At 58.5% G+C, this 16,108-nt stretch carries 15 protein-coding genes; 5 read left to right on the top strand and 10 right to left on the bottom strand.

All coding sequences use genetic code 11. The features are described 5' to 3' along the window. Window position 1: 1 nt before the first annotated feature. The 5 genes from rfbD to QP908_RS06940 all read right to left on the bottom strand — a co-directional run bounded on the left by rfbD (window position 2) and on the right by QP908_RS06940 (window position 6,744). Complete coding sequence (gene rfbD, locus QP908_RS06960; RefSeq protein WP_239268894.1) at window positions 2–1,438, bottom strand: dTDP-4-dehydrorhamnose reductase; 1,437 nt, start codon at window positions 1,436–1,438, stop codon at window positions 2–4. A gap of 2 nt (window positions 1,439–1,440) precedes the next feature. Beyond that, entirely contained in the window at window positions 1,441–2,445 is a 1,005-nt protein-coding gene (rfbB, locus tag QP908_RS06955; protein WP_239268892.1) for a dTDP-glucose 4,6-dehydratase, read from the bottom strand. Between the two features lie 134 nt (window positions 2,446–2,579). Next, on the bottom strand, window positions 2,580–4,136 hold the full coding sequence (locus QP908_RS06950; protein ID WP_239268890.1) for an HNH endonuclease signature motif containing protein: 1,557 nt from the start codon (window positions 4,134–4,136) through the stop codon (window positions 2,580–2,582). 163 nt (window positions 4,137–4,299) lie between these two features. Beyond that, window positions 4,300–5,625, bottom strand: a complete 1,326-nt coding sequence (locus QP908_RS06945) for a M1 family metallopeptidase (protein ID WP_239268889.1) — start codon at window positions 5,623–5,625, stop codon at window positions 4,300–4,302. A gap of 39 nt (window positions 5,626–5,664) precedes the next feature. Continuing rightward, window positions 5,665–6,744 (bottom strand): alpha/beta hydrolase, encoded by a 1,080-nt coding sequence (locus tag QP908_RS06940; protein WP_284771960.1) that lies wholly within the window; start codon window positions 6,742–6,744, stop codon window positions 5,665–5,667. A gap of 659 nt (window positions 6,745–7,403) precedes the next feature. Here QP908_RS06940 and lpdA point away from each other — a divergent pair. Then, window positions 7,404–8,816 carry a dihydrolipoyl dehydrogenase gene (gene lpdA / locus QP908_RS06935; protein WP_005276561.1) on the top strand — a complete coding sequence of 471 codons (1,413 nt, stop codon included), beginning with the start codon at window positions 7,404–7,406 and terminating at the stop codon, window positions 8,814–8,816. Window positions 8,817–8,908: 92 nt separating this feature from the next. Here the strand turns inward: lpdA and ramB are convergent, their stop codons facing one another. Beyond that, complete coding sequence (gene ramB / locus QP908_RS06930) at window positions 8,909–10,318, bottom strand: acetate metabolism transcriptional regulator RamB (protein ID WP_284771959.1); 1,410 nt, start codon at window positions 10,316–10,318, stop codon at window positions 8,909–8,911. Between the two features lie 372 nt (window positions 10,319–10,690). Here ramB and QP908_RS06925 point away from each other — a divergent pair, with 372 nt between their 5' ends. The 4 genes from QP908_RS06925 to QP908_RS06910 are packed head-to-tail and all read left to right on the top strand — an operon-like array spanning window position 10,691 to window position 14,657. Beyond that, window positions 10,691–11,446, top strand: coding sequence for a succinate dehydrogenase cytochrome b subunit (locus QP908_RS06925; RefSeq protein ID WP_284771958.1), 756 nt, complete (start codon window positions 10,691–10,693; stop codon window positions 11,444–11,446). Window positions 11,447–11,461: 15 nt separating this feature from the next. Continuing rightward, window positions 11,462–13,477 carry a fumarate reductase/succinate dehydrogenase flavoprotein subunit gene (locus QP908_RS06920; protein WP_284771957.1) on the top strand — a complete coding sequence of 672 codons (2,016 nt, stop codon included), beginning with the start codon at window positions 11,462–11,464 and terminating at the stop codon, window positions 13,475–13,477. After that, window positions 13,477–14,226, top strand: coding sequence for a succinate dehydrogenase/fumarate reductase iron-sulfur subunit (locus QP908_RS06915; RefSeq protein ID WP_284771956.1), 750 nt, complete (start codon window positions 13,477–13,479; stop codon window positions 14,224–14,226). The genes QP908_RS06920 and QP908_RS06915 overlap by 1 nt, the downstream gene beginning before the upstream one ends. Window positions 14,227–14,282: 56 nt before the next feature. Continuing rightward, the gene (locus tag QP908_RS06910; RefSeq protein WP_005276566.1) at window positions 14,283–14,657 is read left to right on the top strand and encodes a hypothetical protein; all 375 of its coding nucleotides are present in this window, start codon (window positions 14,283–14,285) and stop codon (window positions 14,655–14,657) included. Between the two features lie 312 nt (window positions 14,658–14,969). Here the strand turns inward: QP908_RS06910 and QP908_RS11820 are convergent, their stop codons facing one another. The 4 genes from QP908_RS11820 to QP908_RS06900 form a co-directional block, all read right to left on the bottom strand. After that, a complete protein-coding gene (locus tag QP908_RS11820; protein WP_232207993.1) occupies window positions 14,970–15,197 on the bottom strand; it encodes an integrase core domain-containing protein in 228 nt (75 codons plus the stop codon). Window positions 15,198–15,208: 11 nt separating this feature from the next. After that, the gene (locus QP908_RS11815; RefSeq protein WP_350338375.1) at window positions 15,209–15,466 is read right to left on the bottom strand and encodes a hypothetical protein; all 258 of its coding nucleotides are present in this window, start codon (window positions 15,464–15,466) and stop codon (window positions 15,209–15,211) included. Between the two features lie 49 nt (window positions 15,467–15,515). Then, window positions 15,516–15,893: an IS3 family transposase gene (locus QP908_RS06905; protein WP_284771955.1), complete on the bottom strand. Its 378-nt coding sequence runs from the start codon at window positions 15,891–15,893 to the stop codon at window positions 15,516–15,518. Then, window positions 15,874–16,108 (bottom strand): transposase (locus QP908_RS06900; RefSeq protein WP_502868892.1); only part of this gene is annotated, 235 nt, incomplete at its 5' end. The genes QP908_RS06905 and QP908_RS06900, both read right to left, overlap by 20 nt.

Here is a 16,108-nt window from a genome sequence, read left to right as displayed (position 1 = left end):
GCTACTCCTCGCTGGCCTCTGCGGTCTCAGCGGTTTTGGCGGTTTCTGCGGCGCTGGGCTCGCTGGTATTGCCAGTATCGCTGGGCTCACTAGGGTACAGCGCGAGGTACAAGGCGAGTGCGGCCCGCCAATTCTGCGGGGAAAAGCCCGTGGCCTCGATTTTGTCTAGGGCAAGCGTTGATTCTTTGGGCCGTGGTGCTTCGGGGCCAGCGATTTCCCGATACTGTTCGGTGCTTACCGGCGTGACCTCTGATGGGTCATGGCCCAAGCCGATGAATACGGACATCGCCATTTCATCGCGCCCGACGGTATCGCCAGAATTGGAAATATTATAGATTCCGTACTCGGGCTGGGTGTGCAGGAGATGCGCGATGCCCTTCGCCAGATCCTCGGCAAAGGTGGGTCGCCCGCGCTGGTCATGAATGACCTTCGGCTCTTTATCGGCTTCGGCGAAGCGGCGCATGGTGGCGATGAAGTTTGGGCCATCGCCAAATACCCACGAGGTGCGCACGACATAATGCTGCGGTGCGGTCTGCGCGGCGGTTTCGCCCGCGGCCTTCGACGCCCCGTAGGCGGAAAGGGGCGAGGGAATCTCGTCTTCGGTATGCAGCTCCTTAGAACCATCGAAAATGTAGTCGCTGGATACGTGCACGAAGGTCAGCTGGTTTTCGGCAGCGATGCGGGCGAGCTTGGCCGGCGCGTCGGCGTTCACGGCCCAGGCGGCGGCGCGATCGTCCTCAGCGCCATTGACGTCGTTGTAGGCGGCGCAGTTGATGATGGCCTCGTATTGCTTCCACTGGCGCTGCGGGGGATTGGTGATGTCGAACTCCGCATGGGTGCAGAACTCGGCATTCTTAAGAACCCGCTTCAGCGCCCTACCGAGCTGGCCATTCGCACCGGTAACGAGGATTTTGCGGGGAGGCATGGGGGCTACGTCGGCAAGCGCAGGCAGGTGCTTATCCTTTTCTGATACCTCACGCGGTTCGAGGGGCCACTCCACGGCGCCGAGGTTGATTCCGGTATAGCGCGCCTCGGGGGACCAGTGCTCGTTGACCAGGTAGGAGTAGGAAGTTTCCTCGAGCGCTTGAAAGCCATTGGCAACCCCGCGCGGTACAAATATGGCGGTCTCCGGACCCACTTCATGGGTGACGATTTCCCCAAAGGTTTCCGATCCTTCGCGGAGATCGCACCAGGCGCCAAAGATCTTGCCGTGCGCGACGGAGACGAGCTTGTCCCAGGGCTCGGCGTGCAGCCCGCGCGTGGCACCAGTGCGGTTAAAAGAAATATTGTTTTGCACCGGCTGGAACGAAGCCAACTCTGGCGCGGCCTCGCCAAGCTTTTCGCGCTGCCAGTTTTCCTTGAACCAGCCACGGTTATCCCCGTGCACGTCCAGCTCGATGATGCGTAGGCCTTCAATGGCGGTGTTGTGTACCTGCATAATTACTGTCCTTGCTCTTTATAGCGGGCTTCTACAGAATCCTTTTGGGAGCGCCACCACGTTTCGTTATCGCGATACCAGGCGATGGTATCTTCCAGACCCGCCCGGATATCGGTATAGCGGGGCTGCCACTCTAATTCGCGGCGTAGCTTGGAGGCGTCCATGGCATAGCGCTGGTCGTGGCCGGGCCGGTCCGCCACGTGCTCGTACAGGGCTCGACCTCCCTGGGTATGTCCCATGATTTCGCAGATTATCTCGATGATGCGCTTATTATCGATGTCCGGCTGGTCAGCGCCGATATTATACGTTTCACCGATCCGCCCTTCCTCGATGATTTTTAGCACCGCCGCGTTGTGATCATCGACGTGGATCCAGTCTCGAACCTGCTCGCCCGTGCCGTAGAGCTTGGGGGTATGCCCGGAGAGGATATTGGTGATTTGGCGCGGGATGAACTTTTCGATGTGTTGGTAAGGCCCGTAATTATTTGAGCAATTAGAAAGGGTGGCGCGCAGGCCAAAGGATCGGACCCATGCCCGCACGAGGTGATCGGAGCTCGCCTTGGTGGCCGAATAGGGGCTGGAGGGCGCGTATGCGGTATCTTCCGTGAACTTGGTATCCGCCCCAATTTCTAAGTCCCCGAAGACTTCATCGGTGGAAACGTGGTGAAAGCGGACATCGTATGTCCGGCAGGCCTCTAGAAGGGTATAGGTACCCACCACATTGGTGTGGATAAACGGGGAGGGATCCCGCAGGGAATTATCATTATGGGACTCGGCTGCGAAGTGCACGACGATATCCGCCTTGGCGACGAGCGGATTCACCACCGTAGGATCCGCGATATCGCCCTCCACTAATTCCACATCGAGCCCCGCAAGGTTATCCCGGTTGCCGGCATAGGTCAGCTTATCCAGGACGGTGATGCGGGTATCTGGGCGCACCTTGGTCATGAGGCGCACGAAATTGGCGCCGATGAAGCCGGCGCCGCCAGTAACGAGCATGGTGTGCATGAGTCTCCAGTGTAGGGCAGTCCGTACAAGCGCTGCGCGTGGCCAGCCCCAAAACGCTTGTACACGCACTTCTAGGCCGCACGACATGATCGTACGGCCTGAAGGCACGGTAGCGGGTGGATAGTAGGGCATGCTCACGCTGTGCCGGGAGGTGGTGGACTAGGTGGTGAATCCGTCCCGGAAGTGTGTGGCGAATAGGCCGGGGAACTGGGTGGTGAATCCACCGGTTCATGAGGCTGAGCAGGCGGGTTAGCGAGCTTGCGCGCCGGGGCTTGCTCTGCAGCGGGGGAGTTATTGAGCTCCACCGAAGGAGAAAGCCCTCCGGTATGCGCTGAGCGGTAACCCACCCGGCCCGTTTCTGGGTCTCTTTCCGCATGCCCCATGCCATTGCGGCCATCGCGGTTATCGTTATTGTCCACGTGGTGCCGGCGGCAGAGCAGAGTGAGGTTCTGGAGGTCTGTAGCTCCCCCGTGGGACCACGCCTGCAGGTGGTGGACATCGCAGTCTTGCCACGGCCGGTTGCAGTCTGGGTGGGTGCACACGATTTCACTGGCGGCGAGCGCCAGCTTTTGCCACAGCGACGCGGTGCGCTTGGTGCGGCCGAGCTCGAGCGGGAAGCCTTTGTCATCGACGGCGCAGAAAAAGTCGTTCCGCGCAGCGCCCAAGCGGAGAAGATCGAGCGGGGATAGGTCGATTCCCACGCTCGTGGTGAAGCGAGTATCGCTGTTCATCGCTTGTAGCTCTTCAAGGGTAGTGGCCACGAAGAAGGATCCGAGGCCGTCCGATTTCTTTTGGCCTGCGGATAAGTAGCTGCCTAGTGCCGCGGTCAACTGATCCGCCATGCGCTGGGCATAGGTACGCGTATCGTCTTCGGGGCTCAGGCTCTCGCTGCCCTTATTCTTGGCAGGGGCGAAGGCACTGGCCAGGACCGCGGCGGCAGAGGCATCGAGGTAGCCGGAGATGTGCACGCCACCGTCCGCATCTTGGTGAGAAATGCTGAAGCGGCGCTTGCGGGTGGCCGCGTGCGGATCGCGCTTCCCGGAGGGATCCACGGCATGCTTATTCGCCTTGCGGATGGCCTGACGCAGCCAATCCCGCAGGGATTCATAGGAGCGGCGCTTGGCCTCTTCCAGGGCCTTATTGCGCAGCTCCCATGGCCCAGGAACCGCGAACTTATTGAGGTTGCGCAGTTCCCGTTCGATGAGGTTGAGGACGCGCTCTGGGATAGGGTCTTCCTCGAAGAGCTTCTTGCGGCGCTGTTCTTCCGCGCGGCGCTCACGATCGGCGCGGCGGCGCGCTTCCTCCTCGGCTTTCTTTTGCGCCGCCGCGTCTGCCTCGTCATCCTCTGGCGGGGGAGTAGGTTCAGGATCCTCGATGGGAGCAAAGAGGTTCTTGCCATTGCGCAGGCGGGCGGCGGCCTCAGATTCCGTGAGGCCAAGGCGGGCGACTAAGTAATCCTTGGCCTTAGAGGAGCCGACCCGCCTGCCGGCATCATCGCGCTCTGCAATGAAGGCAAAGGCGGCATCGATGGTGGATTTATTGCCCAACGCCCGCTCTAAATGTTCGAAGTTGGGGTGGAGCAACTCGAAGGAGAGATCGTCCGGATTCTGCATAAGGTTGCGCAGGCGCGTAAGCCCCGCAGCCACATCTGAAATGGCTGTATTGATTTCCGTGTGCTTGGCAGTTTCCATGGTTCCCTCCTTCCTGTTTCGCTTTCATGTTCTATTGTAATCCAATAAAACGCCAGCGCAACAGCAAGAAAGGAATTGGTCAATAGACTGTACATTCCCCACTTAAACGGGCCCAGCCGCAACCAAACGCAAGCAACCCCCCACCAAACAGCGCCCAAAACCACTAATCCGGAAACTTGGGCAACGCTGTTTCATCGAGCCATGCGGCAACGGTGGCATCGAAAAGAGCGGCGTCCGGCGCAGCCTCACGGAAGGCGGAGAGGAGATCGGAGGGCTCGACCACGGAGTGCTGATGCTGGGTGAGGTAAAAGGAGAGGGTGGGGAAGAAGGCATCGCCAAGCAGCCGGTGAATGGCGTGTACCGCGAGGGCCCCGCGCTTGTACACGCGATCATCGAACATATCGCGCGCGCCCGGATCAGAAACCTTGATGTCTTGGCGCTTGCGGGACAGGACCTGATAATGCGAGCGCGCCGCCTCGCGCGCGGATGCGCCGCCCTTGTGCTCACCCCACAACCACTCGCTGTAGCAGGCAAAACCCTCATTGAGCCAAATATCCTTCCACTCAGAAAGGCCAACGGAATTGCCAAACCATTGGTGGGACAGCTCGTGTGCGATGAGCCGCTCAAAGGCGTGATCACCCTTCACATGGTTGGAACCAAAGATGGACAGGCCTTGGGCCTCGAGGGGAATCTCCAGCTCATCCTCGGTAATGACGACCTGATAGGTGGGGAAGGGATAAGGCCCGTAAATAGAGGAGAAGAAATCCACCATCTCCTGCTGCTGGGAAAATTCCTCCCGCACGCGCTCGCGCAAGAACGCCGAGGCCCACGCCTGGGTATCAGGCCCCAGCGAATAAGAAGAAAACTCTCCTACCTGCACCGTTGCCAGGTACGTGGCCATGGGGTGGCGAGTGCGGTAGTGCCACCGGGTGGTGGAACCGCCGGCCTTGCGGGAGACCAACTCGCCATTGGAAATGACGGTAAAGGGGCTATCGGCGGTGATGATGATGTCATACGGAGCCTTTTCTGAAGGCGTGTCATCGCACGGGAACCAGCTGGGCGCGCCATTGGGCTGGCTGGCCACCAATGAGCCGGATTCGGTTTCCTCCCACCCAATTTCGCCCCAGGTGGTGCGGATGGGGCGCGGGCTGCCGCCGTAGCGAATGTGCAGCTCAAACTCGGTACCGGCAGAGATCTCGGACGCAAAACGCAGACGCAGCTTCCCGGAAGATTGGCGGAACTTAGCCACCCGCGGGGCATGCTTGGCGGTCACGCGCCGGGCCACCATCGCCCCGCCGAGGTCCAAAGTTAAGGAGGTCAGCTCTTCCACCGCGCGCACGCTTAAAATGGCCTCACCCTGCAGCAGGTTAGGCTCCACGCGGTAGTTCAAGTCCAGCGTGTAGTGGGTGATTTCAAAACCAAGGTTGAAGTCCACGCCGGTATAGGGATCAGTATGCGCACGCGAAAAGGCGGTAGGAAGCAATGTCATAATATTGCGATCCTACCGCCCGTCACGCGCAGCCGAAATTTAGCTATTGAATGCCCGCTCGAATACTGGCCAAGAATCCTTCAGATCCTCTTTCCAGTGCGGCCACGAGTGGGTTCCGGTATTGCGGAAGTTGTAGGTGGCTGGCACTCCGGCCTGGTCAAGCTTGGCCTTGAAGTTGTGGGTGCAGTAGTTCACCCCAGCTTCGATGCCGCCGCCCTCAACCTGCAGGGTAGAAGACCCACGGATGGCATCTTCTTGGTCCAGACCCATAGAGTGCAGGTAGCTATAAGTGTCCTCTTCACTTGCCAGGCCGGAACCGGAAGAAATGTATAGCTCGGTACCGTGCAGCTTATCGGCGTTCATCATGGCGTCGTTGTAACGGTTGGTCTCAGAGCCGTACGGGCCCCACATCTGGTCCACGCTGCCGCCGCCGCGGTTGACGGTCAGCTCTACGGCCTGGCGCTCCAGCGGGTAAGCGGTAGCGGCACAACCGGCGTATGAGCCCACTGCATCGTAGAAGCCCTGGTTGTGCTGAGCTAGCAGCAAGGAAGAGGTGGCGGACATGGACATGCCCGCGATGGCGCGGTGGTTATCGGCATTGATGTGCTTCTCGATGGCCCCCGGCAGCTCCTTGGTCAAGAAGGTCTCCCACTTTTGTGGTCCCTTGAGGAAGCCCGAATTCGGCTCAGAGATCCAGTCGGTGTAGTAGGAGAAAGCGCCGGCCTGCGGGACGACGACGTTGACGTCCTTCGAGTGGTAGAAATCAACGGCATCAGAAAGCTTCAGCCAATCCATGTCTTGTTCTGCCCCGCCTGCGCCATTGAGCAGGTAAATGGTTGGGCGGTTTTCGCTCTTGGCGCGGATGACGGCTAGCGGAATCTTCCGGTCATTCATTGCCGGTGAGGTTGCCTCGAGCTTTTCAACGCGCGCATCGTCCTTGTACTTCTTGTACCAGGACTTACCCTCGATTTCCGGGGTAGGCTCCAGCGGGGAAATCGTGGACTGTGCGGCATCGCCCGCCACCTGCTGCGGGGTCAGCTCGGCCGCGCCTGCCACGGGGGCATAAGCCAAGCCCGTGCAAACCGCAGCTGCCGCGAGGACAGAATTGAGACGCTTCATGGTGCTTCTTTCCTGTAGGGAGTGGACTCGATAACTATACTTCGGCCGCGAAAAATCGGCATGTTGAGGGAAGTATATTTAGTATTCCTACATGTAGACCTAACCATTAATAGTGCCCAATAAACGCCTGGCGGTAAAGACTTTCACTGATGTGGGGGAATAGTGGGGGTAGGCATACCTTCATTGCCTTTTCTGCTATCAATAATAAGTAACGCTGGGACAACTGAGGTTTCTATGTCATAATTTCCCAATGAAGCACGGCGTGACGCGGTTGGCACCTGTAATAACACACCTGTAATAACATCAGTAACGGCTGCGTTAGTGCTTTTAGTGTGAAAAGCTAAGCAGCGAGATTGTCTACTCGCGCCCCATCAAGAGAAAGAACTTCAATGAACCTTTTTGACTCCGCCCTCGTGTCCTTCAATGAATTCATTGGGCCATTCATCCACTCTGCAATGGATGCATATTCCAAGCTGCTAGCATCCTTGGGCGTGATTTAAGTCCAAGATTGCTTAAGGGCCCTGCGGAGGTGTATCTGCTGCTTGCCGATGCCCCCTTGCAGGGCCCTTTCCCTATCCTCACCGCGGCTTGGGGTGGGGTGCCCCCCAAGTGTGACCAATTACGCGACATTCAGGACAAAGTTACGTATCCTGTAGGGCGTGACTAACGAACATTATGACGTAGTAGTACTCGGTGCGGGCCCTGGCGGCTACGTTGCCGCCATCCGTGCAGCTCAGCTTGGAAAGAAAGTCGCTGTTATTGAAAAGCAGTACTGGGGCGGAGTCTGCCTCAACGTAGGCTGTATTCCCTCCAAGTCGCTGCTGAAGAATGCAGAGGTTGCCCACACCTTCAACCACGAGGCGAAGGCTTTTGGCATCTCCGGCGATGTTTCCTTTGATTTCGGTGTAGCCCACAAGCGCTCCCGCAAGGTTTCTTCGGGCATCGTCAAGGGCGTTCACTACTTGATGAAGAAGAACAAGATCACCGAGATCAACGGTCTGGGTTCCTTCAAGGACGATAAGACCATTGAGATTACTGAGGGCGATGACGAAGGTAAGACCGTTACCTTTGATGACTGCATCATCGCCACCGGCTCCGTGGTCAAGTCCCTGCCTGGCGTTGAGCTCGGCGGCAATATCGTCTCCTATGAGGAGCAGATCCTGAACGAGGAAGCACCGAAGTCCATGGTCATCGTGGGCGCCGGCGCGATCGGCATGGAGTTTGCTTACGTGCTGGCCAACTACGGTGTGGACGTTACCATCGTGGAGTTTATGGACCGCGTCCTGCCGAACGAGGACAAGGACGTATCCAAGGAGATTGCCAAGCAGTACAAGAAGCTCGGCGTTAAGCTCCTGACCGGTTACAAGACCACCTCTGTAAAGGACAACGGCGACGATGTCACCGTTGAGGTGGAATCCAAGGATGGCTCCAAGCAGGACACCTTGACCGTGGATCGCGCCATGATCTCCATCGGCTTTGCCCCGCGCGTTGAGGGCTTTGGCCTTGAGAACACCGGCGTTGAGCTGACTGAGCGCGGTGCCATCGACATCGATGACCGGATGCGCACCAACGTTGACCACATTTACGCCATCGGTGACGTCACCGCGAAGCTGCAGCTGGCCCACGTGGCAGAGGCGCAGGGCGTTGTAGCGGCAGAAACCATTGCTGATGCAGAAACCCAACTCTTGGGTGACTACAACAACATGCCGCGCGCTACCTTCTGCAACCCGCAGGTTGCATCCTTCGGTTACACCGAAGAGGCAGCCAAGGAGAAGTTCCCGGATAAGGACATCAAGGTTGCTACCTTCCCGTTCTCCGCAAACGGTAAGGCAGCCGGCCTGAATGAGACCGCCGGCTTTGTGAAGCTTATTGCTGACGGCGAGTTCGGCGAGCTCATCGGCGGACACATGGTGGGCTCCAATGTTTCGGAGCTCTTGCCTGAGTTGACCTTGGCGCAGCGTTTCGACCTGACCACTGAGGAAATCGGCCGCAACGTACACACCCACCCGACCTTGTCTGAGGCCATGAAGGAAGCCGCCGAAGGTATCAGCGGCCACATGATCAACCTCTAAACAAGCGTCCCCCTATACCGCATAACGGCACCGCAGCGTTCTCCAGAAAGGAGGACCGCGGTGCCGTTTCGCTGTGTGCGGATAAAGCCCAGCTAGTAAGGCGCGACCGCCGAGCGGTGGATATCGATATTGATTGCCTCGTTGATGGGCGGGAAAGCGCGCTGCGAGCAGTTTTCCCGGGCGCAGGTGCGACACCCTGGCCCGATGGGGGTGGCGGCGTGGAGATTGGTGAGGTCGAGGCCCTCCGCATAGACCGTGCGATCGGCGTGGCGGGCCTCGCAGCCCAAGCCAATGGCGAAGAGCTTATTGGTATCGCCGTAGCGTCCCTGATGGTGCTGCACGGCGCGGGAAATCCACAGGTAGTTGCGGCCATCGGGCATTTGCGCGAGCTGGCGCGAGATGACACCTGGACGGGTGAAGGTCTCGTAGACATTCCAGAGCGGGCAGGTGCCGCCGTTATTGGAAAAATGTACGCCGGTAGCGGATTGCCGCTTGGACATATTGCCGGCGCGATCCACGCGCACGAAGGTAAACGGAATGCCGCGCAGGTTATCGCGCTGCAGGGTGGAAAGCCGGGAGGCGACCGTCTCGTATCCCACGCCGAAGACCTGGCATAGGTATTCCACGTCGTAGCCGGCGCGCTCGGCCTCGCTGTGCATCATGGTATAGGGCATGAGTGTGGCGGCGGCGAAGTAGCTGGCCAGGCCGCGTTTTGCCAAGCTGCGGGAGGAATCAGAGGTAAAGGGCTCATCGGCCACGAGCACGGAGATCTGGTCCTGGGCCTCGAGCAGGCCGAGCTCGGCGGCCATGCGGAAGGCGCGTTGGCCCTCGCTCAGGCGCGAGGCGAGCGTGAACTGCCCGCTCTCGCGGTCAAAGCGGTGCAGAGTGCCATCCATCTGCGCCGTCAGCTCGATATCTACACTGTGTTTCTCGCGCAGCCGGTTTGCCAGCGCTTGCTCGGTATCGCGAATGCCGAACCCGGAAACGCCGAGGTCACCGGCAAGCTCCTCTGCGTGATGGTCCAGCCCGTCCAAGTAATTCTGCCGGGCGTAAAAGAAGTCCCGCACCTCATCGTGCGGCATGGATAGGGCAGCGGCGCTTTCCGATGTCCTCCTCGTATCCGTAGCCAGCGACAGCTTATCGCGTACATTGCGGTAGCGGCGGTGTACATCGACAAGCGTGCGGGCGACCGTGGGGTGGTTATACACCAGTTCCGATAGCTCCTGGAGCTCCACGGGGGAGGGGCAGAGCTCCTTGTCTTGGATGACGTCCTGGATCTCCGCGAGGAGGCGGGAATCATCATCGCGGGAGAAAAACGTGGCGTCGACGCCAAAGACCTCGGTAATGCGCAGCAGCACCGGCACGGTCAGGGGGCGGACGTCGTGTTCAATCTGGTTGACGTAACTGGCGGAAAGGCCGAGGGTGCCAGCTAGGGAGGCTTGGCTGAGATCGCGTTCACGGCGAAGCTGGCGAAGGCGAGAGCCCACATACGTCTTACTCATGCGCCAAAGATTACTAGTAGAAAGCGCGGCTGTGCATCTTTATGGCGAAAATTTTGTGAAGACTCTTCGCTACCTGGACACAGGGTTTGTGGGGTTTCATGCGAAAGTTTGACACATAAAGGGGTGGGTTAATCACTCACGTAACACGGGGTGGTGAAGCTCACAGTTTGGTCCACAAATATGAAACATCTGCATTGCGGAAATGAAGGTACCCAAGGTAACAGCGTTTTCGCATTCTGCTTCTCAGGATACCCTTACCTAAAAGATCTCACCGCCTCATCGTGCCTGCGAACCGGGAGCAAATAACCGCTCGAAAATAACTAGTAACCAGCGGTTAAGCCCGGTTAAGGTGAGTATGACTATGGAGGTGTCATGACTTTAAAAAATCCGGACCGTGAGGCAATTGCTCACGGACACATCACTAATGAACCAATTCGTCAGAATCCCGGAACGCCATCGTGGGTACTGAAGCTCATCATGGCCGTTACCGGTTTGCTCTTTGCGCTTTTCGTGGTCGGCCACATGGCCGGCAACCTGAAGCTGTACATGCCGGCACACAACGGTGAGCCTGCCCTGGATGAGTACGGCGAGTTCTTGCGCTCTATGGGTGAACCGCTGCTGCCGCACGGCTCTGCCCTGTGGGTCATCCGCATCGTGCTGATCGTGGCAATCCTTGCCCACATCTACGGTGCCTTTACCTTGGCTTCCCGCTCCAAGGCATCCCGCGGCAAGTTCAAGCGCACCAACCTGATGGGTGGCCTGGATTCCTTCGCCACCAAGTCCATGCTGGTAACCGGTGTAGTGCTGCTGCTCTTCATCATCTTCCACTTGCTGGACCTCACCTTGGGCGTACAGCCGGTGGCCCCAGAGGCCTTCGTTGAAGGTTCTGTCAAGGCCAATATGATCGAAACCTTTAGCCGTTGGCCGGTCACTATCTTCTACGTGCTGGCAATGTGCTGCCTCTTCCTGCACCTGACCCACGGCATCCGCCTTGCCGCATCTGACCTGGGTATCACCGGTGCAAAATGGCGTCAGACCTTCTTGGTCTTGGCGTACATCATCCCGGCCGTTGTATGCATCGGCAACATCGTTATGCCTTTGTCCGTTGCCCTGGGCTTGGTCAGCTAAAGGAGATAGGAACCCATGACTACTACTGAACTCAAGCGTGAACACCCCAACTTCTCGCACCCAAAGTCCATCGTTGAGGGCGTCTCCGCTGGTAATATCCTGGAATCCCAGGAACCGCACGGTGTGCCGATGAAGGATATGTGGTCTCACCACGTTGACCACATGAACTTGGTCTCCCCACTGAACCGCCGCAAGTTCGAGGTCCTCGTCGTAGGTACCGGCTTGTCCGCGGGTGCTGCTGCGGCAGCCCTTGGTGAATTGGGCTACGGCGTCAAGGTCTTTACCTACCACGACTCCCCACGCCGCGCGCACTCCATTGCTGCGCAGGGTGGTGTCAACGCCTCCCGCGCCAAGAAGGTGGACAATGACTCCGCTTACCGCCACACCAAGGACACCGTGAAGGGTGGCGACTACCGCTGCCGCGAGTCCGACTGCTGGCGCCTGGCCAACGAGTCCGTTCGTGTTATCGACCACATGAACGCCATCGGCGCCCCGTTCGCCCGTGAGTACGGCGGCACCCTGGCCACCCGTTCCTTCGGTGGTGTGCAGGTCTCCCGTACCTACTACACCCGTGGCCAAACAGGTCAGCAGCTGCAGCTGTCCACGACCTCTGCACTGTACCGTCAGATCGGCCTGGGCAATGTGGAGCTTTTTGCCCACAACGATATGCAGGACATCATCACCTACGATGACAACGGCAAGAAGCGCGCGGGCGGCATTGTCACCCGCAACCTGATTACTGGTGAGCTCAAGGCCTTCACCGGCCACGCCGTCATCCTGGGTACCGGTGGTTACGGCAACGTCTACCACATGTCCACCCTGGCAAAGAACTCCAACGCCAGCGCCATGATGCGCGCTTATGACAAGGGCGCTTACCTGGCTTCCCCGGCGTTCGTGCAGTTCCACCCAACGGGCCTGCCAGTCAACTCCGACTGGCAGTCCAAGACCATTTTGATGTCGGAGTCCCTGCGTAACGATGGCCGCATCTGGTCCCCCAAGAAAGAGGGCGATGACCGCGACCCGAACAGCATTCCGGAGGAAGAGCGCGACTACTTCTTGGAGCGCCGCTACCCGGCCTTCGGTAACTTGGTTCCCCGTGACGTTGCCTCCCGTGCAATTTCCCAGCAGATCAACAAGGGCTTGGGCGTTGGACCGCTGAATAACTCGGTCTACCTTGACTTCCGTGACGCCATCGAGCGCCTGGGCAAGGACAAGATCCGCGAGCGTTACTCCAACCTCATTCAGATGTATGAAGAGGCCATTGGTGAGTCCGCCTACGAGACCCCAATGCGCATCGCTCCTACCTGCCACTTCACCATGGGTGGCCTGTGGACCGACTTCAACGAGATGACCTCTATTGACGGCCTCTTTGCCGCCGGTGAGTGCTCTTGGACCTACCACGGCGCTAACCGCCTGGGCGCGAACTCCCTGCTTTCGGCTTCCGTTGACGGCTGGTTCACCCTGCCGTTTACCATCCCGAACTACCTGGCTGACCACCTCAACGAGGACAAGCTGGCCGAGGATTCCGCTGAGGCACAGGAAGCCGTGCAGAAGTCCCAGGAGCGCATCGATAAGCTGATGCAGGTCCAGGGCGATGACCCGCACGGTCCGTCCCACTACCACCGCCAGCTGGGTGACCTGCTGTACTTCGGCTGCGGTGTGTCCCGTAACGTCGATGACCTGAAGGACACCATCGAGAAGATCCGCGCGCTGCGCGATGACTTCTGGAAGAACGTCCGCATCCCTGGTGAGGCGAATGACATGAACCAAGTCCTGGAATACGGCCTGCGCGTTGCCGATTACCTGGACCTGGGTGAGCTCATGTGCATCGATGCCCTTGACCGCGATGAGTCTTGCGGCGCTCACTTCCGCGAAGATCACCTTTCTGAAGAAGGCGAAGCCGAGCGTGACGATGAGAACTGGTGCTTCGTTTCCGCCTGGGAGCCGGGCGCGAACAAGAACGAGTTCATCCGCCACGCAGAACCCCTGTACTTTGACTCGATCCCGCTGATGACAAGGAACTACAAGTAATGAAATTGACACTTGAGATCTGGCGTCAAGCCGGACCCACCCAGGAAGGTAAATTCGAAACCGTCCAGGTGGATGATGCCTCCGAGCAGATGTCCATTCTGGAGCTATTGGACCACGTCAACGAAGGCTACATTGAGCGCGGCGAAGAGCCGTTCGCTTTCGCCTCTGACTGCCGCGAGGGCATCTGCGGTACCTGTGGTTTGACCGTCAACGGTCGCCCACACGGCCCGGGCCAGAACACCCCTGCCTGCCAGCAGCGCCTGTTCAACTTCAACGATGGCGACACCATTCAGCTGGAGCCCTTCCGCTCCGCTGCGTACCCCGTCATCAAGGACATGGTGGTTGACCGCTCCGCACTGGACCACGTGATGGAGCAGGGCGGCTACGTATCCATGGACGCCGGCACCGCACCGGATGCCGATACCATGCACATCAACCACGAGACCGCCGAGTACTCGCTGGACCACGCAGCATGCATTGGTTGCGGTGCCTGCGTTGCTGCCTGCCCGAACGGTGCGGCACACCTGTTCACCGGTGCCAAGCTGGTGCACCTGTCCATGATGCCGCTGGGTAAGGAAGAGCGCGGTAGCCGTGCCCGCAACATGGTTGCTGATTTGGAATCCAACTTCGGCCACTGCTCCCTCTACGGTGAGTGCGCCGATGTCTGCCCGGCTGGCGTCCCACTGACCGCAGTGTCTGCCGTTACCCGCGAACGTGCACGTGCTGCTTTCCGTGGCAAGGACGACTAAGCTAGAGTTATTCCGTAGGAATACTAGGAACGAGAGAAAGACAGAAAGACTCCGCCATGAGCGATAACACCCACGTAGTTGCTGACTACCAGAGCGAAACGTATCCGGAGTTCTCCGGCAAGATTCAGGACAACTACATCGAAGGCTACGACCCGGTATCCTTCGCAGCTCCTCACTCTTCCCTTCTCCGCACCTCCACGTGGGTCGGCATGGGCTTGATCCTGTCTTGCCTGCCAGCAGCCGGCATCCTCATCTGGGGCCTCGGCGTCTGGGACACCCCGCTGGGTACCGCAGGTGAAGGCAACTACGGTCTGACCATCGCCATCGGCGTCATTTCCCTGGTTGTGGTGGCCATCGCCGCCGCCGGCACCATCCACTATGGACGCCGCTACTACCGCCAGTACCGCAAGGAAACCGGCCGAGTTAACTAGTATTCGCTCTTAAAACACCTCCAGCCCCGCCTCCAATAGCATTGAGAACATGCCAGGAGGCGGGGCTGTTCCTGTTTTGACGGGGAGCTGGCGCTTGGCGATGCCCCCTTAGTACCCCACACCCCGCATCTGCTCGCGTTAGGGGAGGGGCTGCTGCCGGGAACAGCCGGTTCCTTCAGCTAGGACATAAAAGCACACAGGAAGACCTCTTAAGTCCTGAAATCAATCGGCCTTGTCGCATTCACGGCACGCTTATTCGGTGAAACCTTGTTTGACCGCGGCAATCATGTTGAAGTGCCCCGGGTTTTGTTCCTAGGCATTTGCCTTGATTTCTATTATTGCCTGTGGCGGGTTCTGCTTCCAAAACTCGGTTTCGACCTCGACCGGGGTTCGGTATCCCAAGCTTTGGTGGAGCCTTGTCTCGTTCCACCATGACACCCACTCGAACGTCGCGATTTCCACTTCGACAACGTCATCCCACCTGCGAGTATGGATGAGTTCGTTCTTATGAGGGGCCGTTAACGTTTTCAGCCAAAGCATTGTCATTTCAGTCACCGACAGTCCCAGTAGAAGCGATAATGCCGTGCTGGGCGAGACGCTCGTTGTAGACAACGCTGACGTACTATAAGCCGTGATCCGAATGGTGAATGAGACCTGTTGTTTCCCTCGCACTCACAATCGCTTGATTGAGTGCTTGCAGCGGCAATGCCTGAAGTGCGCATGGAATCTGATAACGCCCACCCAACGATCCGTCGGGAGTAAACGTCGGTGACAAACGCGGCGTAGACAAAGCCTTTCTTCGTGCGCACGTAGGTAATGTCGGCCACCCACAGCTTGTTCGGGCCTTGGGCTTTGAACTCACGCCCCACTAAATCCGGGCGCAGATCCGGCACGTTGAGGTGTGCGGGTTGTGATTGGTGATCCGCCTGTGCCTTTGCCAGAAACACCGGCCAGGCGCATCAGCCGGGTAGCGTGCTCACGACCGATGTCGATTCCGTCACGGTGAAGCGCATGCCACATTTTCCGCACACCGTAGACACCGTAATTATCCCGATGAACAGCACTAATGCGTTCAACCAACGCAGCATCGCGAAGTCGACGAGCACTTAACCCACGGGCCTTGGACTGGCGATAACCACGCGAGGTGATAAACCCACCAGCCCGGTTATTTTTCAACGTCTTACAAATGAACTCGACAGAGAAATAATTCCGGTATTCATCGATGAACCGGATCATAACCGAGGCTTGGGGCCTGGTCGTGAGGCGAAAAAGCTGACGCAGCCTTCAGCAACTCATTGGTATCTCGAAGCTGGTGATTTTCACGGCGTAGCCTCGCGTTTTCGGCAGCCAAATCTTCAGGCACAGGTTCTGGGATGTTTCCCGCACGACGAGCAGACTTAAGTCCATAGACGAGCCGTGTGCCATGAAACCCCAACTTTGCAGCTACTGCC

This window comes from Corynebacterium sp. MSK204, assembly GCF_030229885.1.
Lineage (GTDB): Bacteria > Actinomycetota > Actinomycetes > Mycobacteriales > Mycobacteriaceae > Corynebacterium.
Note: the sequence above shows the minus strand (reverse complement) of the source record. Positions and strands in the feature narration are given on the sequence as shown.